Origin of the sequence: Nocardia sp. NPDC059154 (genome assembly GCF_042755705.1) — a bacterium.
In the GTDB taxonomy this organism is placed as follows: Bacteria; Actinomycetota; Actinomycetes; order Mycobacteriales; family Mycobacteriaceae; genus Nocardia.
Window position 1 is genome coordinate 1 of the sequence record NZ_JBHZCS010000065.1, and the last position, 24,207, is coordinate 24,207.

Consider the following 24,207-nt stretch of genomic DNA (forward strand, 5'->3'; position numbering starts at 1 on the left):
GCCCGGTCCCATTCCGAACCCGGAAGCTAAGGCCACCTGCGCCGATGGTACTGCACTCGACAGGGTGTGGGAGAGTAGGACACCGCCGGAACATCATTCGCGAAGGCCCCCAGCATAAGCTGGGGGCCTTCTGCGTTTCCTGGGTATTTCTCGGCCGGCGCGTAATTCGGTGGGCCGGGGCGTCGAAGGTTGCGAAGATGCCTGGGTGAGTTGGGATCTGGATGAGCTGGTGGTCAGCCGTACGTTGCGGCTGCCCGGTGTCGAAGGGCCGGCGGGGTCCGGCGAGGTCGTGGTGCGGCAGTTCGATGCCGTGCTGATGTCGGTGGGGTTCAAGCTTTCCGGGGATCTGATCGCGCGGCTGGCGGGGCTGACGCCGGGGGCGGTGCTCGATATCGCGGTGCGGGTGCTGCCGATCGTGCGCCGGATGGCCGGCGCGCATGTCGAGCACAATGTGTACTTCAAGGACTTTCCGGCGAATGTGCCCGACACGGTGGAGTTCTGGACCGACTGCCTGCTGGATGCGCTCGGTGACGAGCTGGCGGCGGCCGCAGTGTCCGAGGGGTTGGCGCAGGGGGTGCTGAACCTGCTGGCTTTGCCCCGGTATGGGAGCTATCAGCACAGCTATGGCGAAATGGCTGCCGCGCATGATGAATTGATCGCGTCCGCCGGTGACCGGGTGACGGTTCTGCATGCCGGACAGTCGGTCGAGGGCGAGGTGTCGGCGCTCTACCTGTCGCTCGCGGGCCGGGCGACACCCCTCGGTGACGAGGACCTCGCTGTCCTGTGGGAGCTCGCGCTCCACTGTGCCCGCGGCCCGCAGCCGGAATCGATTCCGGTGCGCGAGAATCGGGCGATCATCAATGAGGTCCGGCTGGCGGGCGGCGTGGATCTGCTGGTGGACACCGTCACCGATGTCCTGCGCCTGGCCTGTCTGCTGTCGGGCGGCGATGTCTCGCTGCTGGCTCCCGCTCATTTTCGCTCCCTGTCGCGGCGTTCTCGCCGTGGCCTGCTGGCGGCCCTGGATGTCGCGATCGCCGCCCGGCCGGCCCGGCGGTCGAAGTCCGTGCGCGTTGGCTCTCGTACACGAACCTCACGACGGTGGGTGGTGTGCACTCCGGCGATATCACCGCCGCGCCCGAGGGTGCGTCGGAGTTCATCGAGCTGGAGCTGGGGCGGGTGTCGGCGCACGCCATTGTGCCGCAGGTGAATGTGTTCGCCGGTGAGGGTTTCGATGAGGTGGCGGAATCCTTCTTCGGCTTCATGTTGCGCGACGGCGCTCAGCAGGGCCTGCCCTACGAGCCGCGCACCGTGCGCATGAAGTCGGAGCTGCGGGGTGCCAGGCGAGTCGCCCTGCCGCTGGTGTTCTTTCGCGCGCCGAGCGGCGGGTGGCGGGTGAATTGGCTGCATCTGCACCTGGCGGGCGAGCCCGAGTTCAATGCGGTGGAGAACAACCAGGTCTCGGCGACCGCGCTGGCGCGGGCCCTGGTGGCTCGCCGGTATCTGACGGTGGGTTACCTGGCGGGCCTGATGGCCGACGACGTGATCCGCTGGGGCGGGCAGACTTTCGAGGAGCCGGTCACCTTCATCGGCCTGGAGCGCCCGGAGGGGCTGCCGGAGGGGTCGCGGGTGTTCACTCCCGAAAACCTGGGTGACCTGATTCCGGCATGACTGCTATCGTGGTGCGCGGCGAGGCCATGGGGGAGCTTCCTTCTAATTCTTTTGGGTAGATAATCCAGCGCCTCCGCTCTCCTTGCCGTCCAAGGGCCCCCGGCACTGTGCCGGGGGCCCTTGGCATTTCCGCCTCCGATCGTAAAGCGAGAGCACTGCTCTTGACTCGGTGCCCACAGTGGGTGATCATTGGTCTTAATTGAGAGCACCGATCTCGGAGTAGACATGATCACCACCGCCTGGACGGCCGTCAACCTGACCCTCGCCTTCGTGCTGGAACTCGTCGCCGTCGGCGCACTGGCCTACTGGGGCGTGCGCACCGGTCGCGGCCGGATCGCCAAGGTGCTGCTGGGTGGCGGCGTCGCCCTGGCGGCCATGGTGCTGTGGGGCATGTTCGCCGCACCGCAGGCGAGTTTCTCGATCCCCGTGGCGGCGGTGGCCACCAAGGTCGTGGTGTTCGGCGGTGCGGCCGCCGGGCTCTGGCAGCTGGGACATCGGACGGCCGCGATCGCCTTCCCGGTCCTGGTCGTCGCGAATCTGGCCGTGATCCATGCCGGGCATCTGTCGATGTAGCGCCGACCGAGCTCGAGTGGGCCCCTGGGAAATTCACGCGACACCGAAAACGTTGCACTGTTACGGTCGCACGGCGGAGCGGGAGGTTCCGCCGTGCTCGAGAGCAGGAAGGGGCCGATCATGCGCGTTCATCGCGACGTCGTCGTGGCCCGCCCGCGCTTCGAGGTGATCCTGGTGTCTTCGCCGGCTCGGTGCCGGCTGCGCGGCCGGTACTGAGTACCCCCGGGGCGTCTGCCCTGTCCGGGGGAATCGCGCTGTTCTGTTCCGGATCAGCACGAAGGGCGTATGACCGTGCGTACCAACATTTCTCGACAATCTTTGGCAGCCGTTCGCAATCTCGGGATTCTCGCGCATGTGGATGCCGGGAAGACCACGGTGACCGAGCGGATGCTGTTTCTCACCGGGATGACCCACAAGCGCGGCGAGGTGCACGACGGCACCACCGTCACCGATTTCGATCCGCAGGAACGGGATCGGGGCATCACCATTTTCGCGGCGGCCGTGAGCTGCGAGTGGGCCGGGCACCGGCTCACCGTCATCGACACCCCGGGGCACGTCGACTTCTCCGATGAGGTCGAGCGGTCCCTGTTGGTATTGGACGGCGCGGTGGCGGTTTTCGACGCCGTGGCGGGGGTGGAGCCGCAGAGCGAATCGGTGTGGCGGCGCGCCGACCGCTACGGCGTGCCCCGGATCGCCTTCGTCAACAAGATGGATCGCGCCGGGGCCGACCTGGCGGCCGCGGTCGCCTCGATTCGCGAACGGCTGCATCCGGTTCCGGTGCTCGTCCAGCTGCCGGTGTACGCCGGAGACGCGTTCGCCGGCGTGGTGGATCTGGTTCGCCTGCGTGCCCTCACGTGGGAGGACGGGCTCGTGGCGGGCCCGGTTCCGGATCACCTCGCCGACGAGGTGGCGCAACGCCGGCGCGAACTGGAAGAGGCGGTGGCGGAGCGGAATTCGGCGGCGCTGGCGGAGTTCGTCGAACGCTCCGGCCTGTCCGCCGACACCCTGACCGCCGCGCTGCGGGAGCTCACCCTCTCCGGCGAGGTGGTGCCGGTGCTGTGCGGCGCGGCCTACCGCGATATCGGCATCGAGCCGCTGCTCGACGCCGTGGTCGCGTATCTGCCGTCACCGCTGGACCGGCCCGCGGTCGGGGCCGGTGACGACGTCCGCGCCGCGGATCCGGCGGAACCGTGTGCGGCACTGGCCTTCAAGGTGCATGCCACGCCGACCGGGCGGCTCACCTTCGTGCGCGTCTACTCGGGCGTCCTGCGGAAGGGCGACACCGTGCTGGACGTGGGCGGTGGTCGTCGCGAGCGGGTCGCGCGCATCCTGCGGGTGCAGGCGGATCGGTACGCGGAGGTCGAGGCCGCGGTGGCGGGCGACATCGTCGCGCTGGTCGGCCCGAAGGCCGTGCGGGTCGGCGCGACCCTGTGCGCGCCGGACGCCCCGGTGCTGCTGGAACCGCCGGCTCCCACCGAGCCGGTGGTGTCGGTGGCGGTCGAGGCGCGGACCGGCGCGGACACCGAGAAGCTGGCGGTGGCCCTGGCCCGGCTGGCCGAGGAGGACCCGTCCCTGACGGTGCGGACCGACCCGGAGACCGGGCAGACCCTGCTGGCCGGACTGGGCGAACTGCACCTCGAGGTCGTGGTGGAGAAGCTGCGCCGCGACCGCGGGCTGAGCGTGACCGTGGGCAGGCCGCAGGTGGCGTACCGGGAGACCGTGGTGCGCGGCGTCCGGGGCCTGACCTACCGGCATGCCAAGCAGGACGGCGGGGCCGGGCAGTGGGCGCACATCGTGCTCGATGTGCAGCCGCTGCGTGAATCCGAGCCCGGGGCAACGGGATTCGAGTTCGACTCGACGGTGGTCGGTGGCCGGGTGCCGGCGGAGTTCGTCCGCGCGGTGGCGGCCGGCTGCCGGGACGCTTTGGCGGCGGGCCCGCTCGCGGGTCATCCGGTCACCGGGGTCCGGGTCACGCTCACCGATGGTGCGACGCATTCGAAGGATTCGTCGGAGCTGGCGTTCCGCACCGCGGGCCGCCTGGGGTTGCGGGAAGCCCTGCGCGCCAGCGCCATGGCGGTGCTGGAGCCGCTGGTGGAGCTGACCGTGACCGTGCCGGAGGACCATGTCGGCGCGGTGCTCGGTGACCTCGCCGCCCGGCGCGGCCGGGTGACCGGTTCGGTCACCCGCCCCGGCGTCGTGGTGGTGACGGCCACGGTGCCGCTGGCCGAATTGTTCGGCTACGCAACCCGTTTGCGCAGTCGCACACAGGGCCGGGGCACGTTCACCACGCGCCCGCTGGGTTACGCCCTCGCCCCGTAAAGAGTGACCAGGGCCCGGTGACGGCGGCATATCGATGCCGTCGGTCACCGGGCCCCGTTGTCGCGGGCGGCGATCGAATCGCCGCAAGGGTTGATTGTTGTCGCGACTACGGTTACTGTTGTCGCAACAACAGAATTTCCCGAGGGGAGATGGCAGTCATGATGTACTCGTTCACCGAAGAGGCCGTGATCACCGGCGACATCGACAAGATCTGGGCGGTCGCCACCGATGTGGCCCGCTGGTCGGAATGGGACCCGCACGAGGAGAAGTCCCGCATCGACGGCGAGTTCGCGGCCGGGACCACCGGGTGGGTCAAGCCGAAGGGAGCGCCGGCCGGGCCGTTCACCATTGTCGCCGTGGAGCCGGGACAGTCGTGGACCAGTGAGGCGGGCATTCCGTTCGGGAAGCTGCGCGGCCACCGCACCTACGAGGCCCTTGGCGACGGCACCGTGCGGGTAGCCGAGAATGTCGAGGTGCACGGGCTGTTCGGGCCCTTGTTCAAACTCGTCTGGGAGAAGGCCATGCGCGCGGACATGCCGCTGACCTTCGCGGCACTGGAGCAGGAGGCGCTACGGCGTGGCTGAATCATCGGGGCGGGCGCCGGGAACTCCGCGGCAGGCGCGTGGCGTGCCGCGGGGACCGCTCATGAGCCCGGGCTTCTGGTTGCACCACGCCGCGCTGGAGTGGCGGGCGACGCTGGAGCGCAATCTGCGCCCGCTCGGCCTCACCCCCACCCAGTTCAACCTGCTGGCCTCGGCGGGCTGGCTGAGCCGGGAGGGCGAGCTGCCGACCCAGCAGCAGGTGGCCGACATGTCCGGTTCGGATCGGATGATGGCGTCCAAGGTGATTCGGGGGCTGGAGGAGCGCGGCCTGCTCCTTCGTCACGCCGATCCGGCCGATGCCCGGGTCCTGCGCATCGAACTGACCTCCGCCGGACGGGAACTGGCGAGCCAGGGCGTGCAGACCGCCGTCGACACCGACGCCCAGCTCTTCGGCGACGACGGCGACCTGCTGCGCGAGCACCTGAAACCGATTGCCGCGCACCGGCTGCCGGGCTGATCAGGGCTTGACCAGGATCGCCCGCGTATAGAGCAGCCCGAAGCCCAGCCGCTGCACATTCTGCTGGGACTTCGAGCCGGGCTGGGTGGTCACCACCGCGATATCGCAGCCCGCCGCGGTCGCCTCGGCGAGGCGCACCGACAGCAGCGACGACTGCACCCCGTGCCGCCGATGCGCGGGATCGGTTGCCGCGCCGGTCAGCTGGGCGACGCCCTGGGACATGCGCAGGCTCGCGCCGCCCGCGACCCGCCCCGCCCGCCGGGCCAGATACCGCCGCACCCCCGCCGCACCGGTGAGATCCCGCATGGCCCGGGCGATGACATCGGCCGGAAATTCCTCGTGCGACGCCACCCCCTGGGGATCGGGATGCGCGAACCCCTCCGCGACCACTTCGAGCCAGGTGCCGAACTCGTCCTCGCCGCTGGGTTTCACGTCGACACCATCGGCGACCACCGCGGCACGCTCGCCGCCGAGCTCCAGCCCGAGCACGTTCTCGAACGACACCAGCAGATAACCGCGCGCGGTGAGGAGTTCGCCGACACCCGGATCGCCGAGCTGCGAGACCTCGGCCTGTACCGGCGTCTTCCGTGCCGCGAACAACCGCTCGATCTCGTCGAGTTCCGATGGCTGGGGTATCCCCGCGAATCCGAGCCCGGCAACCTTGTTCAGCGGCGACCCGTCCTCGGCAAACGACGCCACCCCGCCCGCCACCGGAAGTACGAACCCCGCATCGACTCCCACCCGGTCCGCGGCCGCCGCACTGCCCTTCGCAATGAGCTCAGCTTCGACCCGCTCGATCCGCGCCGCCAGCTCCGTCCCGCAGAAAAGCGTTCCCTGATCACTTGGCATGCGCCCGAGCCTAATTCGGGTCGCAACGGACATGCCCGCGATTTTCGTCCCGGGCGAGCCTGCTGCCCAGGTCGTCACGGAACGGCCTGCCGGATCCCATAAATGCCGTAGCCCGGGCGAGCGCGGATGGTGCCGGCCTACTCAGCGCCCGGGCTGCACCGGTTGGGTCGGCGCGGCCGGCGGGTATCGCGCCGTGCACGGTCCTGAGTGGGTGCGACGGTGGTCGGGTGTGGCCGTGGTCGGGTGGGTGGACGTGGGTCGTAGGGTCTGGGGGTGAGTGTTGATCGTTCGGGTGCAGTCACCGGTGGGCTGGTGGTCGGGTTCGACCTGGATATGACGCTGATCGATTCGCGGCCGGGGATTGCGGCGGTGTGGGATGCGGTGGCCGCCAGGACCGGGGTGGCGATCGATTCGGAGCTGGTGGTGTCGCGGCTCGGCCCGCCGCTGGCGCACGAGGCGGCGCAGTGGTTTCCGGAGCATGAGGTGCCGGGGATCGTCGCGATGTACCGGGAGTTGTATCCGGATCTGGCGGTGCACGCGGCGGAGCATCTGCCGGGGGTGGTCGACGCGCTGGCGGCGGTGCATCGGGCCGGTGGGCGGGTGCTGGTGATCACGGCGAAGAACGGGCCGCACGCACAGTTGCATCTCGATCATCTCGGGCTGGCGGTCGACGAATTGGTCGGCGGGGCCTGGGCGGAGGAGAAGGGCGAGGTGCTGCGGGAGCGCGGGGCCTCGATCTATGTGGGGGATCATCTCGGCGATGTGCGGGCGGCCAAGGTGGCCGACGCGGTGTCGGTGGCGGTGACCACCGGGCCCTATGCGGCCGAGGAACTGTCGGCCGCGGGCGCGGATGTGGTGCTCGGCGATCTGACCGAGTTCCCGCGCTGGCTGGCCGCCCACCTCGCCACGTAACCGGTTGACTCGCAACCGTTCTCGGCGCACCGGCCGCGCGCGGTGCGGGCGTTCACGGATAGATCGGCGGGGCGAGCGCGAGGGCCACGGCGTGCGAGGGGTCGAGGGCGGGGATCGGGGCGTCGACCGCGTGGCCGTCGGCATCGCGTACCTGCCAGCCGCGCAGTGATACGACCGGAATACCGCGGTGGTTCGCCAATGCCAGCTCGGACAGGGTGCCCCACGAGCCGCCGATGACGATGACCGCGTCGGCCGAGGCCACCAGGATCGCATTGCGGGCCTCGCCCATATTCGTATAGATCGCCGCGGACAGGCCCCGGCAGACCGCGTCCCGATCCGTGTCGGGGCGGATGCCGAGGACGAGTCCGCCTGCGCCGGAGGCGCCCTCGGCGACGGCGGCCATCACACCCGAGCCGCCGCCGCACAGCACGGTGGCACCCGCCGCGGCGAGCAGCCGGCCCACCTCGCGGGCGGCCGTGGACTCGGTGTCGGTGGAGGTGCTGGGGCCGCAGACGGCAATTTGCAGGGGTGGCAAGGGCTTTCCTCTCGTCGGCGCGGACGGGTCGTTGGCATCAGGGTGATTCGAATGGTGTCGGCGCGGCGTGGCCGCGGCTACCGTTCTGCCCACGGTCACGAGTATCAGCATGTTCGAGCCCCGGCTCGCTGATCGGCAACCCTCGCGCGGCGGTGGGGTGCCCCGGGTGACGACCAGGCGGCGTCCACGCGGACCCCGCAAGCGCTAGTCGAAGGAGCACAGGTCCATGTCTGGATGCCGCCCGGCCAACGGCTGAGGCCCAGCGCCCGAATTCCATGCGGGCGATTCTCTTCCCGCACCGTACGCCTTCGGCGGTCGCGGTCGAGTCCCCATGCCCCGGCGCGGTGTCGGTGCACGAGTGCAGAGGTAGCAATGAGCAGGAACTGGTCCGGGTCGCGTGGATTCCGGGTGTTGGTGGGTGTGGCGGCGGCGACCGCGGTGGCGGGGCTGCTGTCGGCGTGCGGGAACGAGTCGTCGGACAGTAGGTCGGACACCGTGTACTTCGGGGTGTCGGGCCCGAAGACGGGCGGGTCGGCCGAGTACGGGCGGCTCTGGCAGCAGGGCTTCGACCTGGCCCTGGACGAGATCAATGCGGCGGGCGGGATCGACGGCAAGAAGGTTGCGCTGAAATGGGAGGATTCGCAGTCGGATCCGAAGCAGACGGTGCCGATCGCCACCAAGTTCGTGGGCGACAAGTCCATCATCGCCGAGCTCGGCGACTTCTCCTCGCCCGCCTCCATCGCGGCCTCGCCGGTGTACAACCGCGGCAAGCTGGTGCAGTACGGGTTCACCAACTCCTCGGTGGATTTCACCAAGGGCGGCGACTACTCGTGGAGCCCGTCTATCACGCTGGACGTGTACATGGAGCGCAATGCCGAGTGGGTGCGGTCCAAGGCGAAGAAGGTCTCCGTCGTCTACCTCGAAACCGACTGGGGTAAGCAGGCTTTCAAATTCTTCGAGCAGTTCGCCAAGGAGAAGGGCATCGAGATCGCCTACTCCTCGGCCATCCTGCCGGATTCGCAGGACTTCCGGCCGGTGCTGATCAAGGGCCGCGACGCCAACCCGGACGCCTTCGTGCACCTCGGTTACGGCCCGGACGGCGCGCTGGTGGTCAAGCAGCTGCGTGATGTCGGGTTCACCGGGCAGCTCTTCGCCGGCCAGAACACCCCGCAGTTCATCGATCTGGCGGGCGCGGCGGCCGCGGGCGACATCGTGAACGGCGTCTTCACGCCGTCGGATCCGAGTCCCAAGATCCAGAGCTTCGTCACCAAGTTCCGGGCCAAGTTCGACACGGACCCGGGCGATTTCAACGTCTACGCCTACGACGCGCTGAATGTGCTGGTGAAGGCCGCCAAGACCGGCGGCGCCACCCGCGAGGGCGTGCTGAAGGGCCTGCGCGAGATCAAGGACTTCGACGGAATCGGCCTGGGCACCTTCGCCTTCGATCAGCAGACGCGGCGGCCCAGCGGCGTGAAGCCGATCGAGCTGGAACTGCGCAGCGGCAAATTCGTGCCGGTCGGAAGCGCCAAATAGATGTTCGACACGCTCATCGCGGGTCTGGTGCACGGCAATGCGTACGCGCTCATCGCCGTGGGCATCACCCTCATCTTCGGGGTCAGCAATGTCATCAACTTCGCGCACGGCTCGATCTTCGCGTTCGGTTCGGTGCTGGGCTGGTGGCTGATCGCCCAGCACGGCGCGCCCTGGTGGACCGCGCTGATCGTGGTGGTGGCGGCGACGGCGCTGGTCGGCGTCGGCATCGACATCCTGGCGGTGCGGCCGCTGCGGCGGGCCCCCGCCATTGCCGCCCTGCTGGCGACGGTGGCGGTCGGGCTGATCATCGAGAACGTGGTCGCCCTGGTGTTCGAGCCCGACACCCGGCCCTTCCCACAGGTCTTGCCCACCAACAACTTCCGGGTCGGCGGGGTGCGGTTCGGCACCTCCGATGTGGCCATGTTCGCCCTCACCCTCACGGTGATGGCGGGACTGTGGGCCTTCCTGCGCTACAGCCGCCACGGCCTGGCCATTCGCGCCACCGCGCAGGACCCCGACGCCGCCGCGCAAATGGGCATCGGCGTGGGCCGGGTGCAGTCGCTGGCCTTCGCCATCGCCTCCGGACTGGGCGGGCTGGCGGGCATCTTCGTCGGCCTCTACAACTCCAACATCTCGCCGACCAGCGGCGGCATCGTCGGCATGACCGGGTTCGTGGCCGCCACCATCGGCGGGCTGGGGTCGATTCCGGGCGCGGTCATCGGCGGTTTCGTGCTCGGCCTGGTGGAGGCGTTCGGCATCTACTGGTTCGGTGACGGCTACCGGGATCTGATCACCTTCGGCCTGCTGGTGGTCTTCCTGGTGCTGCGGCCCGGCGGTCTGCTCGCCCGGCCGCCCGCCATCGAATCCGAGCCCATGACCGGCACCTTCCTCGGCTCGGGACGGGAACTGCGGGCGCGCTGGTGGCATGCCCTGATCGCGTTCGCCGTTGCGGGCGTGGCGATTCCGCTGATCGCGGACGACTACGGCATCTCGGTGGGCACCCAGATCCTGGCCTACGCCATCATCGCGGTCTCCATGACGCTGGTGGCCGGGTCGGCGGGACAGCTGGCCATCGGGCAGGCGGGTCCGATCGCCATCGGCGCGTACACCTCGGCGGTGCTGACGGTGTCGCACGGCTGGGCGTTCCTGCCCGCCATCGTGGCCGCGGGCCTCGTCGCGGCCGTGGCCTCCTCGGTGCTGGCCGCGCCGCTGTGGCGGCTGGGCGGGCACTATGTGGCCATCGCGACGCTGGGCATCGGCATCGTCACGGTGGCGATCATCCGCAACTGGGAGCCGGTGACGCGCGGCAGCTACGGCATCTTCGGGATACTCGCGCCCAGTCTGTTCGGGTACGAATTCACCACGCACACCCAGATTTTCCGGCTGGAGCTGGTGGTGCTGGCCATCGTGCTGGCGGTCATCGTCGGCGTGCAGCGGTCCCGGCTGGGGATCGCCATCCGGGCCATCGGGGCCGACGAGGTGGCCGCGCGCTCGGCGGGGGTGCCGGTGCGCGACTACAAGGCGCTGGCCTTCGCGGTGGCGGCGTTCTTCTCCGGCATCGGCGGCGCGCTGCTGGCCCACCAGTACTCCTACATCGACCCGACGGTCTTCAACCTGCCGATGTCGCTGCTGGTGGTGACCATCCTGGTGCTGGGCGGCACCGCCTCGCCCTACGGCGCGGTGCTGGGCGCGGTCGTGCTGATCGGGGTGCCGGAGCTGCTGCGGCTGGCGCCGTCGTGGCGAATCGTGTTGTACGGCTTGGTATTGCTGCTGGTGGTGCGGTTCCGGCCACAGGGAATCCTGGTGAGGAGGAATCGTGTCCCGATCAACGCCTGACGTGCTCACGGTCACCGGTCTCCGACGCTCCTTCGGCGGCGTGCGAGCCGTGGACCGGGTCGAATTCTCCATCGCGCCAGGTGAATTCGTCTCGATCATCGGGCCCAACGGGTCCGGGAAGTCGACGACGGTCAATCTGATCTCCGGTGTGCTGAAGCCGGATGCCGGAGAAGTCCTGGTGCACGGCAGCAGGATTCGCCCCGGCCGCCCGGAGGCGGCCGCCGCGGCGGGCATCGCCCGGACCTTCCAGAACGGCCGCGTGTTCGGCAATATGACCGTCCGCGAGAACGTCGATGTCGGCCTGCAGCCCACGCTGCGCGCCGCGCGGCCACTCCGTGCGCTGGCGAATGTGCCAGTGCTGAAATGGATTTCGCTGCTCGCCGAGCTGGGGGTGGCGCTGGTGCCGACACCGGCGGCGCGCGCCGAGCGGCGGGCGTCGGCCGCTCGGATCGACGCGGAGCTCGCGCGGTTCGAGGACCGCCTGGCGCCGCGCGCCGGCCATCCGACCTACACGCTGTCCTACGCCAATCGCCGCCGCACCGAGATCGCACGGGCGCTCGCCGCGGAACCCGGCCTGCTGCTCCTCGACGAGCCCGCCGCGGGCATGAACCAGACCGAGACCGCCGAAATCGGCAGGCAGCTGGCCGCATTGAAGGCCCAGGGCCAGACGGTGCTGCTGGTCGAGCACAAGATGGACCTGGTCCACGACCTGTCCGACCGGGTGCTCGTGCTCGACGAGGGGCGCATCATCGCCCAGGGCACGCCCGCCGAGGTGCTGGCGGATCCGCGCGTCATCGAGGCCTACCTCGGGCGCAGCCGGGCCGGCGGGAAGGTCGGCGCGGATGTCTGACTTCGACGAGAATGCCACGCCGATCCTCGAGTTCGACCGGGTGGTGGTGCACTACGGCCCGTCCCGGGCGCTCGACGAGGTCTCCCTGCGGGTGCGGCCCGGCGAGATCGTCTCGCTGCTGGGCGGCAATGCCTCGGGCAAGTCGACCACCATGAAAACCGCGCTCGGCCTGCTGAAACCGTCCTCGGGCGTGGTGCGCATCGACGGTACGGACGTGAGCGCGACGCCCCCGTCGGCGCGGATCCGGGCCGGGCTGGCCTCGGTCCCGGAGGCCCGGCGCGTCTTCCCGGCCATGACCGTCGAGGAGAACCTCTTCGTCGGCGGCTACATCCGCCGGGAGCGCCGCGCGGTGCTTGCCGCGCGCGCCGCCGAGCTGTTCGACCACTTCCCGCGCCTGGCCGAGCGGCGCGCCCAGCGGGCGGGCACGCTCTCCGGCGGCGAGCAGCAGATGCTGGCCTTCGCCCGCGCGCTCATGAGCAAACCGCGCCTCATCTGCATGGATGAGCCCACCATGGGATTGTCGCCACTGTTCGTCGATCGGGTGCTGGAGGAGATCGCCCGGCTCAATCGGGAGCTGGGCCTGGCCATCCTGATCGTCGAGCAGCAGGCGGAGCTGGCCCTGAGCATCGCGCACACCGCCAATGTGCTGCGCAGCGGGCGGATCGTGCTGCACGGCCCGGCCGCGGAACTCGTCGGCGATCCGGCGGTGCGCGACGCCTACCTCGGAAAGGTGACCACATGACCCCGCAACGGCTCGGCTTCTTCACCCGCCTGGTCCGCACCGATCCGGCGGAGGACGCGGGCACGGTGTACCGGCAGGCGCTCGAGCAGATCGGGCTGGCCGAACGGCTCGGCTACGACACCGCCTGGGTGGCGCAGCATCACCTGGATCCGGCCGAGGGCGGGCTGCCGTCCCCGTTCGTGTTCCTCGCCCACGCGGCCGCCCGCTTGCCGCGCATCCGCTTCGGGACCGCGATCGTGACGCTGGCCCTGGAGGATCCGATCCGGGTCGCCGAGGACGCGGCGGTGCTGGACGAGCTGTCGGGCGGGCGGCTCGAGCTCGGGTTCGGTGCGGGCGGGTCGCGGCACGCCTTCGAACTGTTCGACCTGGCCGGCGCGGATCGGCAGTCGGTGTACGCGAACAAGCTCGCGCGGGTGACCGCGGCCCTGGACGGTACGCCGCTGGTCGGTGACCGCGGGCTGAACCCGCCGGCCGCCGGGCTCCGTGACCGCCTGTGGCAGGCCACCTTCTCGGCCGGGGGCGCGGGCCGGGCCGGGCGGGCCGGTGACGGACTGCTGCTGTCGAAGGCCCAGCCGCGTGATCCGGCCGGGCCGGACGCCACCCTCTGGGAGATCCAGCAGCCGCTGGTCGACGCCTATCTCGACGCGCTGCCCGCGGGCGCCGAACCGCGAATCGGGGCGTCCCGGGGCGTTTTCGTGGCCGACGACCACGACGAGGCGGTCGCCCTCGCCGAGCGCGGCGCGGCCCGGTTCCTGGATCAGCTCGGCCGCAACGGCGGACCCGAAGTGGCGGAATCCGTCGACGAGGTGCTGCGCGACATCTACATCGGCACCCCGGACGAGGTGGTGGCGCGGCTGTCGGAGGACGTGGCGCTGCGGCACGCCACCGACTTCATCGTGCAGGCGCACCCGGTCGACCCGGGCCACGCCGCCACCCTGCGCTCCATCGAACTCATCGCCACCAAGGTCGCGCCGCAACTGGGTTGGCGACCCGACGAAAGGACCACCCGGTGACCGAGGCATCCACCGCTTACGACGACACGCCACCTGCGGCAACGGAAGTGGCTGGAAAGACTGCTTCCGACACCGCCGACCCGGCCGGCTCGCGCGGCGGCGCAGGGGGCCGCCGCGCCGATGTCATCGATGCCGTGCTGGGTGCGCGGGCCGAATCGGTGCGCGCGGTGCGCGCGACACGCCCGGAGGTTATCGAACATTCGCAGGGTGTATTCGAGGCGCTGCTCGACGGCCCGGCCACCGCGAGCGCCGGACGGGAGCGGCTGATCGCGGCGGCGGTCGCCGTCGCCGAGCTGGCCGGCGCGCCGGAGCTGGCGGCGTACTACGCGGCGCTGGGAACCACTCCCGCGGAGGGCGATCCGGTGCTGGCGGCCATTCTGCGGCACGCCGCCCGGGTGACCTCCGCGCCGGCGTCCCTCGCCCGCGCGGACATCGACGCGCTGGCCGCGGTCGGCCTGTCCGAGCGCGACATCGTGACGGTGGCGCAGCTCATCGGGTTCGTGCACTTCCAGGTCCGGCTGCTGGCCGGGCTGCGACTGATCGGAGCGGATGATGAGTGAGCCCGGGCGCGAGGTGCGCAGTGTCGAAACATCCCGGCGGCCAAGTGGATTCACCCAGGAGCAGCTGGACTGGGTGCCGTGGGTGGAACCCATCGTGCTGGCCGATGCCGATGAGTTGCAGCGTCCCCTGCTCGAGGGTGACCGCGGTGTCGGCCCCTACTTCCGGCTACTCGCGCGCAATGCCGAGGTGCTGGCGCACCGCAGCGCGAATGATCGAGCGATCTTCTACGGTAGAGGGGGATTGACCCGGGCCGAGCGCGAACTCGCGGCGACCGTTACCTCCCGGCACAACGGGTGTGAGTACTGCGCATCCGTTCATTCACGTTTCACTTCTGCGCTGTCCAAGCGTGTCGCGGATGTGCAGCGGTTGCTGGACGAGGGCAACGAGGTGCGGATCGACGAAAGGTGGGACGCCGTCATCGATTTCGTGGACGCGCTGGCCGCCAATCCGCCGCGCGCATCCGCCGATCATCTGAAGCGGCTGCGAGAGCTGGGTTTCGACGCCGCCGAGCTGCACGATCTGGTGCTGTCCGCCGCCTCGTTCTCGTGGGCCAACCGGCTCATGCTCACCCTGGGCGAGCCGGAGGTCCCGGCCTAATCTAGGGCTCTCTCAAAAAAATTCTAGAAAGTTCATCGGAAATCTTCCCTGCGCGGGTACCGGATCGGTATCGTGCCGAGGGCAAACGGTCAGTGAAAGCACTGGCACCCCGGCGGATCGGAGCACCACCATGGCGAACTTCCTTTCGGATGTTCTCGTTCAGACCATTCTCAAGTTGCTGGCAACCGGCTCCTCGAGCGTTTCCGCCAAGTAGCCACGCGAGCGCCATCTTTCGGCTACTGCGCGGAAGCCGGGGTGATGTGGAAGGACCCGATCTCCGACGGGGGGATCGGGTCCTTTTTTATGTCCGTGTCGACGGGTTTCGCGCCTGGTGTCAGTGGGTACCGCGCTGGGTACTCCGCTCGCATCGAGTGCTCCCGCGCTGGTCCGGCCGGGCATCGCGAGGGTCCGACAAATTAATACTAAAAAGATCCTAGAAAAGTATTCCGTCCAGTACGGCTGCTCTGTATCGTGTTGAACGGCAAACGATCAGTGACTTTCGGGTCAATGCGACATCGGGCCGCGAGTCTCTCCCCCCGGACCCGCGTCCCGAACCCGGGACGGTTCCCCTGCCTATACCCACCGTCCCGGGTGCGCCGCCCGGCCCGAAGTCACTGAGCCATCTTTCGGCTATCGCGCGGTAAGTCGAAGGTTCAAACGAAGGGCCCGATCCATGACGAGGGGATCGGGCCCTTCGGTATTGTCTGGCGCAATGTCACAGGAAACGAACGCGGGAAGAATGTACGCCGGGCAGCCCGTAGAAGACCGGCAGCGGCAGCGTCGTGCGCGTTTTCTGGAGTCCGGGCTCACGGTGTTCGCGCGCGATGGATATGCCAATAGTTCTGTCGGAGCCATCTGCAAGGACGCCGGCCTCTCCTCGAGACAGTTCTACGAGGAGTTCACGGGCCGCGAATCGCTCTTGCTCGAGCTCTACGAGCAGATCGATCGCGAATCCCGGGAAGCCGTGGCGGCCACCATCGCCGAGCACTCCGACGCCAGCGCCATCGACATCATCGACGCCGCCGTACGCGCCTATATCGAGTCCATCGGGCGAGATCCGCGCAAGGCCAGAGTCGCGCTCGTCGAAGTCGTCGGGGCGGGACCCAAGGTGGAGAAGTTCCGCCTGGAACTGCGGCGCGCCTGGGGCGCGCTGCTGGCCAGCGCCGCCGAGGATGCCGCCCTGCACGGTGAAATCCCGCCCGGTGACTACGAAATGCGCGTGCTCGCCATCATCGGCGCCGTGAACTACGTGGTGGACGCCTGGAGCGGTTCGGAACCGCGCGAGCCGCTCGACGACGTGATCCGGGTGCTGCGCCGCATCATCATGGGCGCCGTCAGCGCCTGACCCGGTCCGAACCGCTGTCAACCGACACCCGAACCCCCAACCACCGACCCGTTTTCGCGCCCGTCCGCTGCCTCGCGGACGGGCGCGACCTTTACGGGTAGCGTGCCGATCATGGAGACCGTGCCCATTCAGATGCCCGACGGGACCACGGTGCCGGTGCGCTTGATACCGGCGAAAGGCCCGCACCGGCATCCGATTACGGCCGACAGCCCCCGGCCGGTGGTGGTGATCGCGCCCGGCCTGGGCGTCCCGGGGGAGTACTACTCGCTGTTCGGGAAGCCATTGGCGGACCGGGGTTTCGATGTGGCGCTGCTGGAGGTCCGCGGAAACGGAGACAGCCGGCCGAAACCCGGCGTCCCGAGCACCCACGGCTATCAGGAACTGGTGGCCATGGACTTCCCCGCCATGTTCGAGGTGGTGCGCGAGCGGTTCCCCGAGAGCACGCCATACCTGCTGGGGCACAGCATGGGTGGCCAGCTCGGCGTCATGTACGCCTCCCGGATCCGCGGGCGGCTGGGCGGATTGATCCTCATCGCCTCCGGCACGCCGCATTTCCGCGGCTACACGGGCCTGGCCGCGGTGGGCAGCGCGGCGCTGTCGCTGACCGCCAATCTGGCCGGGTTCTGGCCCGGCGACACCATCACCGCGGGCGGCTTCGGACGGCAGTCGAAGGCGCTGATCGCCGACTGGGCGCGGCTGGCTCGCACCGGCCGATTCCAGCCCGCCGGAGCCGATATCGACTACGAGGAGCGCATCGGACGGCTGAAACTGCCGGTCCTGTCGATCACCATGACCGGCGACGAGCTGACCCCGCGCGGGTCGGCGCGGCAGCTGCTCGCCAAGCTGTCCGAGGCCGACATCACCACCTGGCACAATCCGGACCCGCTCGGGCACAACGGCTGGATCAGCGATCCCGAGTCCACCCTCGACTATGTCGAAAAGTGGCTCCGGGACCGCTGATTCGCGGGCCGATTCAGAGGGTGCGCGACCTCGGCCCGGTCATCTTCTCCGGGCTCAGCAGCTCGTCGAGCTCGTCCTTGCTCAGGGCGCTGCGCTCCAGCACCAGGTCGTAGACGCTGCCGCCGGTCCGCAACGCCTCCTTGGCGATCGCCGCCGACTGCTCGTAGCCGAGCTTGGGCACCAGCGCGGTCACCAGGCCGATGCTGTGCGCCACCAGATCCCGGCAGTGTTCCCGGTTGGCGGTGATGCCGGTGATGCAGCGGCTGGTCAGGGTGATGGCCGCATTGCGCAGCATCATCAGGCCCATCAGCAGGTCGTAGGCCATGATCGGTTCGGCCATGTTCAATTCCAGCTGGCTGGCCTCGGCGGCCATGGTGACGGTCATGTCGTAGCCGATGAGCTGGAAGCAGACCTGGTTCACCACCTCCGGGATGACCGGGTTGACCTTGCCCGGCATGATCGACGAACCCGGTTGGACCGCGGGCAGATTGATCTCGCCCAGGCCGGCGCGCGGGCCGCTGGAGAGCAGCCGCAGATCGTTGCAGATCTTGGACAGCTGGACCGCCGCGCGCTTGAGGGTGCCCGACACCGCCACGAAATCGCCCGAGTCCTGGGTGGCTTCGACCAGGTTCTCGGCCTGGCGGATGGGCAGCCCGGTGATCTCGGCGAGATTCCGGGTCACCAGGTCCGCGTAGCCGGGCGGGCTGGTGATGCCGGTGCCGATGGCGGTGCCGCCCATGTTCACCGCGAGCAGGTCCTGCCCGATGCGCTGCAGATGGCTGACGGCCTCGCCGATCATGACCGCGTACGCGCCGAACTCCTGGCCCAGCGTCATGGGGACGGCGTCCTGCAGCTGGGTGCGGCCCATCTTGATGACGTCGCCGAATTCGACCGCCTTGGCCCGCAGGGCATTCCGCAGTTCCGTCAATGCCGCGGCGGCGTCCTGCAGCGACAGGTACACGCCGAGCTTCACCGCGGTGGGGTAGACGTCATTGGTGGACTGGGAGCGGTTCACGTCGTCGTTGGGGTGCAGGTAGCGGTACTCGCCCTTGCGATGCCCCATCAGCTCCAGACCGCGGTTGGCGATGACCTCGTTGGCGTTCATATTGGTCGAGGTGCCCGCGCCGCCCTGCACCATGTCGACCATGAAGTCCTCGCGCAGCCGCACCGCTGCCGGGCTGCCCGGCTCCAGCAGCTCGTCGCAGGCGCCGATGATGGCCGTCGCCTTCTCCTGCGTGATCGACCCGAGTTCCGCGTTCGCCAGTGCGGCGGCCTTTTTCACGTAGGCGAGCGCGGACACCAGGTGCCCGAACCGGCGCAGCTTCACGCCCGAGATCGGGAAGTTCTCCATAGCGCGCAGGGTCTGGACGCCGTAGTACGCTTCGGCGGGCAGTTCCCGGGTGCCCAGCGAATCGTGTTCGGTGCGAATGCCGCCCAGCGGCTGCTGGGCCGCGATCGCCGCCGCCAGCCGCTCGGAGACGGTACGCATGCGGTGCGCGATGAGCCCGGCGACGCGGGCGACGATGCGGTAGTAGCGATCCGGGTGCTGCCCGGCCAGTTCCCGCAGGGTCGCCCGGGGCACCACGAGTACCACCGCCCCGTCGCGGGTGCGGCCGCTGGCGGTGTGCGGGGTGTCGTCCACCAGCGCGACCTCGGACACCAGGCTGCCGGGGCCCAGGCGCGCAAGCTGGATCTCCTGACCCGTGAGCCCGGAGATGATCTGGACCTCGCCCTCGACCACGATCCCTGCCCACTCCCGCGGGGTGGCCTCGTGGAACAGGGTTGAGCCGGCCGGATATTCGCGCCGCTCGGCGGTGGCGGCGAAGGACCGGAGGTCGTCCGGATCGAGCCCGGTCGCGGCGGCGGTGGTCTCGATCAGCTCGTCCAGTTGGTCCACATCGGCTCCCGGGGCGTCAGTCCATCAGCTGCTGGGTGAAGAACTCGTAGATTATCGCCGCCTGGAAGGCGGACTGCTTGTTGTCCGCCGCGCCGCCGTGGCCGCCCTCGATGTTCTCGTAGTACCAGGCGTCGTGGCCCTCGGATGCCAAGCGCGCGGCCATCTTTCGGGCATGGCCGGGGTGCACGCGGTCGTCGCGGGTAGAAGTGGTGAGCAGGATCGGCGGATACTGCCGGTCCGGGCTGGTGTTCTGGTACGGCGAGTACTTCGCGAGGTACTCCCACTCCTCCGGCTTGTCCGGGTCGCCGTACTCGGCGATCCAGGACGCGCCCGCCAGCAGCAGGTGGTAGCGCTGCATGTCCAGCAGCGGCACCTGGCACACGATGGCCCCGAACAGCTCCGGGTACCGGGTCAGCATGACGCCCATGAGCAGGCCGCCATTACTGCCGCCCACCGCGCCCAGCTGCCCGGGCGTGGTGATGCCGCGCGCCACCAGATCCCGCGCCACGGCCGCGAAATCCTCGAAGGCCTTGTGCCGGTTGGCCTTCAGCACCGAGGTGTGCCATTCCGGGCCGTATTCGCCGCCGCCGCGGATATTGGTCATGACGTAGGTGCCGCCGCGCTCCAGCCAGCCCATCCCCACCATGCCGCTGTAGCTGGGGGTGCGGGAGACCTCGAACCCGCCGTAACCGGACATCACGGTCGGGCCCGGGGAACCCTGGCGATCGCGGTGGCGGATCACGAAATACGGGATCTGGGTGCCGTCGTCGGACTGCGCGAAGAACTGCTCGGTCACGATGCCGTCGGCGTCGAAGAAGCCCGGCTCCTGCTTGAGCACCTCCACGCTGCCGCCCACCGACCCCGACATCAGCGTGGTCGGGCGGGTGAAACCACTGGTGGAGAGCATGAATTCGTCGCCGCCGTCGAGGCGGTCCAGGTTCATGATGCTGGTGCTGGCCATGGCCGGGGTGTCGGCCAGCGGCTCGCGGGTCCAGCCGTCGGGGCCGGGGGTGAGCACGTACAGCTTGGTCTGCACGTCCTCCAGCGTGACCAGCAGCAGGTGGTTCTCGGTCCAGCCGTAGCCGTGCAGCGCGGTGTGCGCGTCGGGGGTGAACAGGACGTCGAAATCGCGTGCGCCGGACAGGAATGCCTCGAAGTCGGCGGCCAGCAGCGCGCCGGCCGGATAGATGGCGCCGTTCACCTCCCACGGCGCCTTCAGCCGCACCAGCAGCCACCGCTTGTACCAGGTCTCGGTGGCGTCGGTGGGCACGTCGATGAAGCGCAGCGTGCCGTCGGATTCCAGCAGGTAGACCTCTTCGTTGAAGAAGTCGGTGGCGCGGCTCAGGAAGTGCCGCTCGTAGCCGGGGGTGCGGTCGTAGCCCGCGGAGACGGCCACATCGGTGACCTCGCCCTCGTACACGAATTCCGCTGCCTCCAGCGGGGTTCCGCGCCGCCAGCGCTTCACCACCCGCGGATAGCCGGAGTCGGTCAGCGAGCCGGGGCCGAAATCGGTGCCCACGTACAGGGTGTCGTGATCGATCCAGGCGAAGTCCGACTTGGCCTCGGGTAGGTGGAAGCCGCCGTCCTCGGGCGCGATGAAAGCTTTTGCCTCGATATCGAATTCGCGGACCACCTTGGCGTCCGCGCCGCCGCGCGAGAGGCTGATGAGCGCGCGCCGCTGCTCCGGCCGCTTCACCGCCGCACCGCCCCAGACCCAGTTCTCGCCCTCGGCGGCCGCCAGCGCGTCCAGGTCGATGAGGATCTCCCAGTCCGGCTCGTCCTTCGCGTACTCGGCGAAGGTGGTGCGCCGCCACAGGCCCTTCGGGTGCTCGCGGTCGCGCCAGTAGTTGTAGAGCCACGGGCCGCGCCGGCCCGGATAGGCGATGCGGGTGTCGGTGTCGAGCATGGCCAGCACGCGCGCCTCGAGGTCGGTGAAGCGCTCCGAGGACGCGAACCGCTCCCTGGACACCGCATTACGTTCTTCCGCCCAGGTCAGGGCGCGTTCGCTCTCGACCTCTTCGAGCCACAGGTAGGGATCCGTCACGTCCTGTCCAACACCGGTCATGCCCTCATTGTTGCCGAGGTGCGCGTTCGCCGGTCGCGAACGTGTTGCCGGGCACTCCGCCGCACGATCAGTAGGATTGCGGTTTCGATACCGATCGGATCCAGGAGGCCTCGGCGTGTCGCATGAGCCCCGGCTGTGGGAACAGCACTGCTGCCTGCCGCTGCTGCCGACCGCGGACCTCACCGAGCTGACGCGGTACCCGCTGGGCTCCTACCTCTCGGTCAATATCGGCTACGCGCCGCAATCCACCCGCGAGTCGCTCGAGCTGGTCACCCAGTTCCGGCGGGATGCCCTGACCGACGGCCGATTCCGCCTGGTGCACAGCATCGAGGACGCCTGGCCGGAGGTCCCCACCGCGGAGACCGACGCCACCCTCGCGCTGGCCTTCGACCTCGAGGACTCCGGGCCGCTGGGGGGTGATCTCGACAATGTCGAGCTGTTCCACGAACTGGGCCTGCGCTCGCTGCTGCCCACCTACAACCACGCCAACGCGGCCGGCTGCGGGTGCCTCGACACCGACGACACCGGCCTCACCGCCTACGGCCGCGACCTGATCCGCACGCTCAACGAGGTCGGGGTGTTCGCCGACGGGTCGCACTGCTCGCGGCGCACGGGACTCGACATCGCCGAGACCACGACCGTGCCGATGATCTACAGCCACTCGAATTTCGCGACGCTGTGGGCACATCCGCGCAATATCGGCGACGACCAGGCCAAGGCGTGCGCTGCCACCGGTGGCGTGATCGGTATCAACGGTGTCGGCATCTTCCTGGGCCGCAACGAACCCGCCGACGGGGCCGGGCGCATCGAGGCCATGGCCGACCACATCGCCTACGGCGCGGAACTGGTCGGCATCGAGCACATCGGGATCGGCTCCGACTACTCCTTCGACGCCGAGGATTTCAACGCCGAACTGGCCGGCAATCCGGACAGCTACTCCGAGGAGTACACGCGCTACGGCCAATTGCAGTGGGTGCCACCGGAAGACCTGCTCGGCACGTCCGGGGTGCGGGGGCTGGACGAGGCGCTGGCCGCGCGCGGCTTCTCCGCCGCCGACCGGGCGGCCGTCTTCGGCGGCAATTTCGCGCGCGTGGCGCGGCAGGTCTGGCGGGATTAGCCGCGGCGGGTCCGGCGGGATCAACGGACGGTCGGAGATCTCGGCCGGGCCACCGGGCGCGACGGACTGATCGGTCGCATCCAGACCGCGGGCGTGACCGCTCTCACGTGTTCCGCGTCTCACGCGGGCGGGGGATGGCTGAGTGAGGTCCCGGCGACAGGTCTAGTCTCGATGCCGTGACTTCCCACTACGATGTCGTCGTTCTCGGCGCTGGTCCCGGCGGTTATGTCGCCGCGATCCGTGCCGCTCAACTCGGCCTGCGAACAGCGATCGTCGAGCAGAAATACTGGGGTGGCGTGTGCCTGAACGTGGGCTGCATTCCGTCCAAGGCACTGCTGCGCAATGCGGAGCTGGCTCATATCTTCACCAAGGAAGCGAAGACCTTCGGTATCTCGGGTAACGCGACCTTCGACTTCGGCGCGGCGTTCGACCGCAGCCGCAAGGTCGCGGACGGCCGGGTCAAGGGCGTCCACTTCCTGATGAAGAAGAACAAGATCGACGAGTTCGACGGCAAGGGCACCTTCACCGGCCCGAAGTCGCTCTCGGTCGCGCTCACCAAGGGCGGTACCGAGGACATCACGTTCGACAATGTGATCATCGCCGCGGGCACCGAGACCAAGCTGCTGCCGGGCACCTCGCTGTCCGCCAACGTGGTCACCTACGAGGAGCAGATCCTCACCCGTGACCTGCCGGGTTCCATCCTCATCGTGGGTGCGGGCGCCATCGGCATGGAGTTCGCCTACGTCCTCAAGAACTACGGCGTGGACGTGCGCATCGTCGAATTCCTCGACCGCGCACTGCCGAACGAGGACGCCGACATCTCCAAGGAGATCACCAAGGCGTACAAGAAGCTCGGCATCACCATCACCACCTCTGCGGCCGTGCAGTCCATCGAGGACGACGGCTCCAAGGTCACCGTGTCGATCAAGGACAACAAGTCCGGCGCGATCGAGACCGTCACCGTGGACAAGGTGCTGCAGGCCGTCGGCTTCGCGCCGCGCGTGCAGGGCTACGGCCTGGAGAACACCGGCGTGCAGCTCACCGACCGCGGCGCCATCGCGATCGACGAGTACATGCGCACCAACGTCCCCGGTATCTACGCCATCGGTGACGTCACCGCCCTGCTGCAGCTCGCGCATGTCGCCGAGGCGCAGGGTGTGGTCGCGGCCGAGACCATCGCGGGCGCGGAGACCATGTCGCTGGGCGACTACCGGATGATGCCGCGCGCCACCTTCTGCCAGCCGCAGGTCGCCTCCTTCGGCCTCACCGAGCAGCAGGCCCGCGACGAGGGCTACGACGTGAAGGTCGCGACCTTCCCGTTCACCGCCAACGGCAAGGCGCACGGCCTCGGCGATGCGCAGGGCTTCGTCAAGCTCATCTCCGACGCCAAGTACGGCGAGCTCATCGGCGGCCACCTCATCGGCCCCGACGTCTCGGAACTGCTGCCGGAACTGACCCTGGCCCAGAAGTGGGATCTCACGGTCAACGAACTGGCCCGCAACGTCCACACCCACCCGACCCTGTCGGAAGCCCTCCAGGAAGCGATCCACGGCCTCGCCGGCCACATGATCAACTTCTAGCTCTCGAAGACTCTCGGGGGCTTCGCCCCTGAAACCCCAAGGGATTTCGGGGGCCGGCCCCCGTACCCCCGAAGGGGAGGCGAGTCCCGCGAATCTCAGGGTTCCGTCGCCGAAATCCTGAAGCGGGGGAGTGGTGGCGGGTTCCGTCTGTACCCGGGAGGGTTTTTTTTTTTTTGGGTTCCCTTCCCCCCCCGTC

At 69.1% G+C, this 24,207-nt stretch carries 22 protein-coding genes, 1 rRNA gene, 1 pseudogene and 1 riboswitch; of the genes and pseudogenes, 19 read left to right on the top strand and 5 right to left on the bottom strand.

Annotated features, from left to right (window positions below):
* The 7 genes from rrf to ACFXN1_RS39240 all read left to right on the top strand — a co-directional run.
* Window positions 1-91, top strand: a 5S ribosomal RNA gene (gene rrf, locus ACFXN1_RS39210); the annotation flags it as partial.
* A 114-nt stretch (window positions 92-205) separates the two neighbouring features.
* On the top strand, window positions 206-1,207 hold the full coding sequence (locus ACFXN1_RS39215; RefSeq protein WP_379444783.1) for a hypothetical protein: 1,002 nt from the start codon (window positions 206-208) through the stop codon (window positions 1,205-1,207).
* Complete coding sequence (locus tag ACFXN1_RS39220; RefSeq protein WP_379444784.1) at window positions 1,108-1,668, top strand: hypothetical protein; 561 nt, start codon at window positions 1,108-1,110, stop codon at window positions 1,666-1,668. The genes ACFXN1_RS39215 and ACFXN1_RS39220 overlap by 100 nt, the downstream gene beginning before the upstream one ends.
* Window positions 1,669-1,893: 225 nt before the next feature.
* Window positions 1,894-2,241, top strand: coding sequence for a YrdB family protein (locus ACFXN1_RS39225; RefSeq protein WP_379444786.1), 348 nt, complete (start codon window positions 1,894-1,896; stop codon window positions 2,239-2,241).
* 285 nt (window positions 2,242-2,526) lie between these two features.
* On the top strand, window positions 2,527-4,560 hold the full coding sequence (fusA, locus tag ACFXN1_RS39230; RefSeq protein WP_379444787.1) for an elongation factor G: 2,034 nt from the start codon (window positions 2,527-2,529) through the stop codon (window positions 4,558-4,560).
* Window positions 4,561-4,709: 149 nt separating this feature from the next.
* Window positions 4,710-5,144: an SRPBCC family protein gene (locus tag ACFXN1_RS39235; protein ID WP_379444789.1), complete on the top strand. Its 435-nt coding sequence runs from the start codon at window positions 4,710-4,712 to the stop codon at window positions 5,142-5,144.
* A complete protein-coding gene (locus ACFXN1_RS39240; RefSeq protein WP_379404226.1) occupies window positions 5,137-5,619 on the top strand; it encodes a MarR family winged helix-turn-helix transcriptional regulator in 483 nt (160 codons plus the stop codon). Before ACFXN1_RS39235 ends, ACFXN1_RS39240 begins: the two co-directional genes overlap by 8 nt.
* Here the strand turns inward: ACFXN1_RS39240 and ACFXN1_RS39245 are convergent, their stop codons facing one another.
* Complete coding sequence (locus ACFXN1_RS39245) at window positions 5,620-6,468, bottom strand: GNAT family N-acetyltransferase (protein ID WP_379444790.1); 849 nt, start codon at window positions 6,466-6,468, stop codon at window positions 5,620-5,622. It abuts the gene before it with no gap.
* 273 nt (window positions 6,469-6,741) lie between these two features.
* Between ACFXN1_RS39245 and ACFXN1_RS39250 the strand changes: the two genes are divergently transcribed.
* The gene (locus ACFXN1_RS39250) at window positions 6,742-7,380 is read left to right on the top strand and encodes an HAD family hydrolase (protein ID WP_379404224.1); all 639 of its coding nucleotides are present in this window, start codon (window positions 6,742-6,744) and stop codon (window positions 7,378-7,380) included.
* A 52-nt stretch (window positions 7,381-7,432) separates the two neighbouring features.
* Here ACFXN1_RS39250 and ACFXN1_RS39255 read toward each other — a convergent pair whose 3' ends face one another.
* Window positions 7,433-7,915, bottom strand: a complete 483-nt coding sequence (locus tag ACFXN1_RS39255) for an LOG family protein (protein ID WP_379444791.1) — start codon at window positions 7,913-7,915, stop codon at window positions 7,433-7,435.
* A 93-nt stretch (window positions 7,916-8,008) separates the two neighbouring features.
* Window positions 8,009-8,125, top strand: a riboswitch (SAM riboswitch).
* 162 nt (window positions 8,126-8,287) lie between these two features.
* Here ACFXN1_RS39255 and ACFXN1_RS39260 point away from each other — a divergent pair.
* The 9 genes from ACFXN1_RS39260 (at window position 8,288) to ACFXN1_RS39300 (ending at window position 17,352) form a co-directional block, all read left to right on the top strand.
* The gene (locus ACFXN1_RS39260) at window positions 8,288-9,448 is read left to right on the top strand and encodes an ABC transporter substrate-binding protein (RefSeq protein WP_379444793.1); all 1,161 of its coding nucleotides are present in this window, start codon (window positions 8,288-8,290) and stop codon (window positions 9,446-9,448) included.
* On the top strand, window positions 9,449-11,284 hold the full coding sequence (locus ACFXN1_RS39265) for an ABC transporter permease (RefSeq protein WP_379444794.1): 1,836 nt from the start codon (window positions 9,449-9,451) through the stop codon (window positions 11,282-11,284).
* Window positions 11,265-12,134: an ABC transporter ATP-binding protein gene (locus ACFXN1_RS39270; RefSeq protein WP_379444795.1), complete on the top strand. Its 870-nt coding sequence runs from the start codon at window positions 11,265-11,267 to the stop codon at window positions 12,132-12,134. The genes ACFXN1_RS39265 and ACFXN1_RS39270 overlap by 20 nt, the downstream gene beginning before the upstream one ends.
* Window positions 12,127-12,876: an ABC transporter ATP-binding protein gene (locus ACFXN1_RS39275; protein ID WP_379444796.1), complete on the top strand. Its 750-nt coding sequence runs from the start codon at window positions 12,127-12,129 to the stop codon at window positions 12,874-12,876. Before ACFXN1_RS39270 ends, ACFXN1_RS39275 begins: the two co-directional genes overlap by 8 nt.
* A complete protein-coding gene (locus tag ACFXN1_RS39280) occupies window positions 12,873-13,889 on the top strand; it encodes a putative FMN-dependent luciferase-like monooxygenase (RefSeq protein WP_379444797.1) in 1,017 nt (338 codons plus the stop codon). The genes ACFXN1_RS39275 and ACFXN1_RS39280 overlap by 4 nt, the downstream gene beginning before the upstream one ends.
* Window positions 13,886-14,449, top strand: coding sequence for a hypothetical protein (locus ACFXN1_RS39285; protein WP_379444798.1), 564 nt, complete (start codon window positions 13,886-13,888; stop codon window positions 14,447-14,449). The genes ACFXN1_RS39280 and ACFXN1_RS39285 overlap by 4 nt, the downstream gene beginning before the upstream one ends.
* Window positions 14,442-15,047, top strand: coding sequence for a peroxidase-related enzyme (locus tag ACFXN1_RS39290; RefSeq protein WP_379404216.1), 606 nt, complete (start codon window positions 14,442-14,444; stop codon window positions 15,045-15,047). Before ACFXN1_RS39285 ends, ACFXN1_RS39290 begins: the two co-directional genes overlap by 8 nt.
* 712 nt (window positions 15,048-15,759) lie before the next feature.
* Window positions 15,760-16,392, top strand: a complete 633-nt coding sequence (locus tag ACFXN1_RS39295) for a TetR/AcrR family transcriptional regulator (protein ID WP_379404215.1) — start codon at window positions 15,760-15,762, stop codon at window positions 16,390-16,392.
* Window positions 16,393-16,503: 111 nt separating this feature from the next.
* Window positions 16,504-17,352, top strand: coding sequence for an alpha/beta fold hydrolase (locus tag ACFXN1_RS39300; protein WP_379444799.1), 849 nt, complete (start codon window positions 16,504-16,506; stop codon window positions 17,350-17,352).
* Between the two features lie 13 nt (window positions 17,353-17,365).
* On the opposite strand, the gene ACFXN1_RS39305 is transcribed toward ACFXN1_RS39300, so the two are convergent.
* The 3 genes and pseudogenes from ACFXN1_RS39305 to ACFXN1_RS39315 all read right to left on the bottom strand — a co-directional run bounded on the left by ACFXN1_RS39305 (window position 17,366) and on the right by ACFXN1_RS39315 (window position 21,314).
* A complete protein-coding gene (locus tag ACFXN1_RS39305; protein WP_379444801.1) occupies window positions 17,366-18,841 on the bottom strand; it encodes an aspartate ammonia-lyase in 1,476 nt (491 codons plus the stop codon).
* A 69-nt stretch (window positions 18,842-18,910) separates the two neighbouring features.
* A pseudogene (locus tag ACFXN1_RS39310) lies at window positions 18,911-19,249 on the bottom strand (cyclic nucleotide-binding domain-containing protein); the annotation flags it as partial.
* A 16-nt stretch (window positions 19,250-19,265) separates the two neighbouring features.
* Complete coding sequence (locus ACFXN1_RS39315) at window positions 19,266-21,314, bottom strand: prolyl oligopeptidase family protein (RefSeq protein ID WP_379444800.1); 2,049 nt, start codon at window positions 21,312-21,314, stop codon at window positions 19,266-19,268.
* A 115-nt stretch (window positions 21,315-21,429) separates the two neighbouring features.
* On the opposite strand from ACFXN1_RS39315, the gene ACFXN1_RS39320 reads away from it, so the two are divergent.
* Window positions 21,430-22,431: a dipeptidase gene (locus ACFXN1_RS39320; protein ID WP_379404212.1), complete on the top strand. Its 1,002-nt coding sequence runs from the start codon at window positions 21,430-21,432 to the stop codon at window positions 22,429-22,431.
* A gap of 176 nt (window positions 22,432-22,607) precedes the next feature.
* Complete coding sequence (gene lpdA / locus ACFXN1_RS39325; RefSeq protein ID WP_354851406.1) at window positions 22,608-24,011, top strand: dihydrolipoyl dehydrogenase; 1,404 nt, start codon at window positions 22,608-22,610, stop codon at window positions 24,009-24,011.
* The last annotated feature ends 196 nt before the right edge of the window (window positions 24,012-24,207 follow it).

What these genes read in the sequence shown, in the direction of transcription:
- ACFXN1_RS39225 (WP_379444786.1), top strand. Translation starts at nt 1,894, where the DNA reads ATGATCACCACCGCCTGGACGGCCGTCAACCTGACCCTCGCCTTCGTG.
- fusA (WP_379444787.1), top strand. Translation starts at nt 2,527, where the DNA reads ATGACCGTGCGTACCAACATTTCTCGACAATCTTTGGCAGCCGTTCGC.
- ACFXN1_RS39235 (WP_379444789.1), top strand. Translation starts at nt 4,710, where the DNA reads ATGGCAGTCATGATGTACTCGTTCACCGAAGAGGCCGTGATCACCGGC.
- ACFXN1_RS39245 (WP_379444790.1), bottom strand. Translation starts at nt 6,468, where the DNA reads ATGCCAAGTGATCAGGGAACGCTTTTCTGCGGGACGGAGCTGGCGGCG.
- ACFXN1_RS39260 (WP_379444793.1), top strand. Translation starts at nt 8,288, where the DNA reads ATGAGCAGGAACTGGTCCGGGTCGCGTGGATTCCGGGTGTTGGTGGGT.
- ACFXN1_RS39265 (WP_379444794.1), top strand. Translation starts at nt 9,449, where the DNA reads ATGTTCGACACGCTCATCGCGGGTCTGGTGCACGGCAATGCGTACGCG.
- ACFXN1_RS39275 (WP_379444796.1), top strand. Translation starts at nt 12,127, where the DNA reads ATGTCTGACTTCGACGAGAATGCCACGCCGATCCTCGAGTTCGACCGG.
- ACFXN1_RS39280 (WP_379444797.1), top strand. Translation starts at nt 12,873, where the DNA reads ATGACCCCGCAACGGCTCGGCTTCTTCACCCGCCTGGTCCGCACCGAT.
- ACFXN1_RS39290 (WP_379404216.1), top strand. Translation starts at nt 14,442, where the DNA reads ATGAGTGAGCCCGGGCGCGAGGTGCGCAGTGTCGAAACATCCCGGCGG.
- ACFXN1_RS39295 (WP_379404215.1), top strand. Translation starts at nt 15,760, where the DNA reads ATGTCACAGGAAACGAACGCGGGAAGAATGTACGCCGGGCAGCCCGTA.
- ACFXN1_RS39300 (WP_379444799.1), top strand. Translation starts at nt 16,504, where the DNA reads ATGGAGACCGTGCCCATTCAGATGCCCGACGGGACCACGGTGCCGGTG.
- ACFXN1_RS39305 (WP_379444801.1), bottom strand. Translation starts at nt 18,841, where the DNA reads ATGCGTACCGTCTCCGAGCGGCTGGCGGCGGCGATCGCGGCCCAGCAG.
- ACFXN1_RS39315 (WP_379444800.1), bottom strand. Translation starts at nt 21,314, where the DNA reads ATGACCGGTGTTGGACAGGACGTGACGGATCCCTACCTGTGGCTCGAA.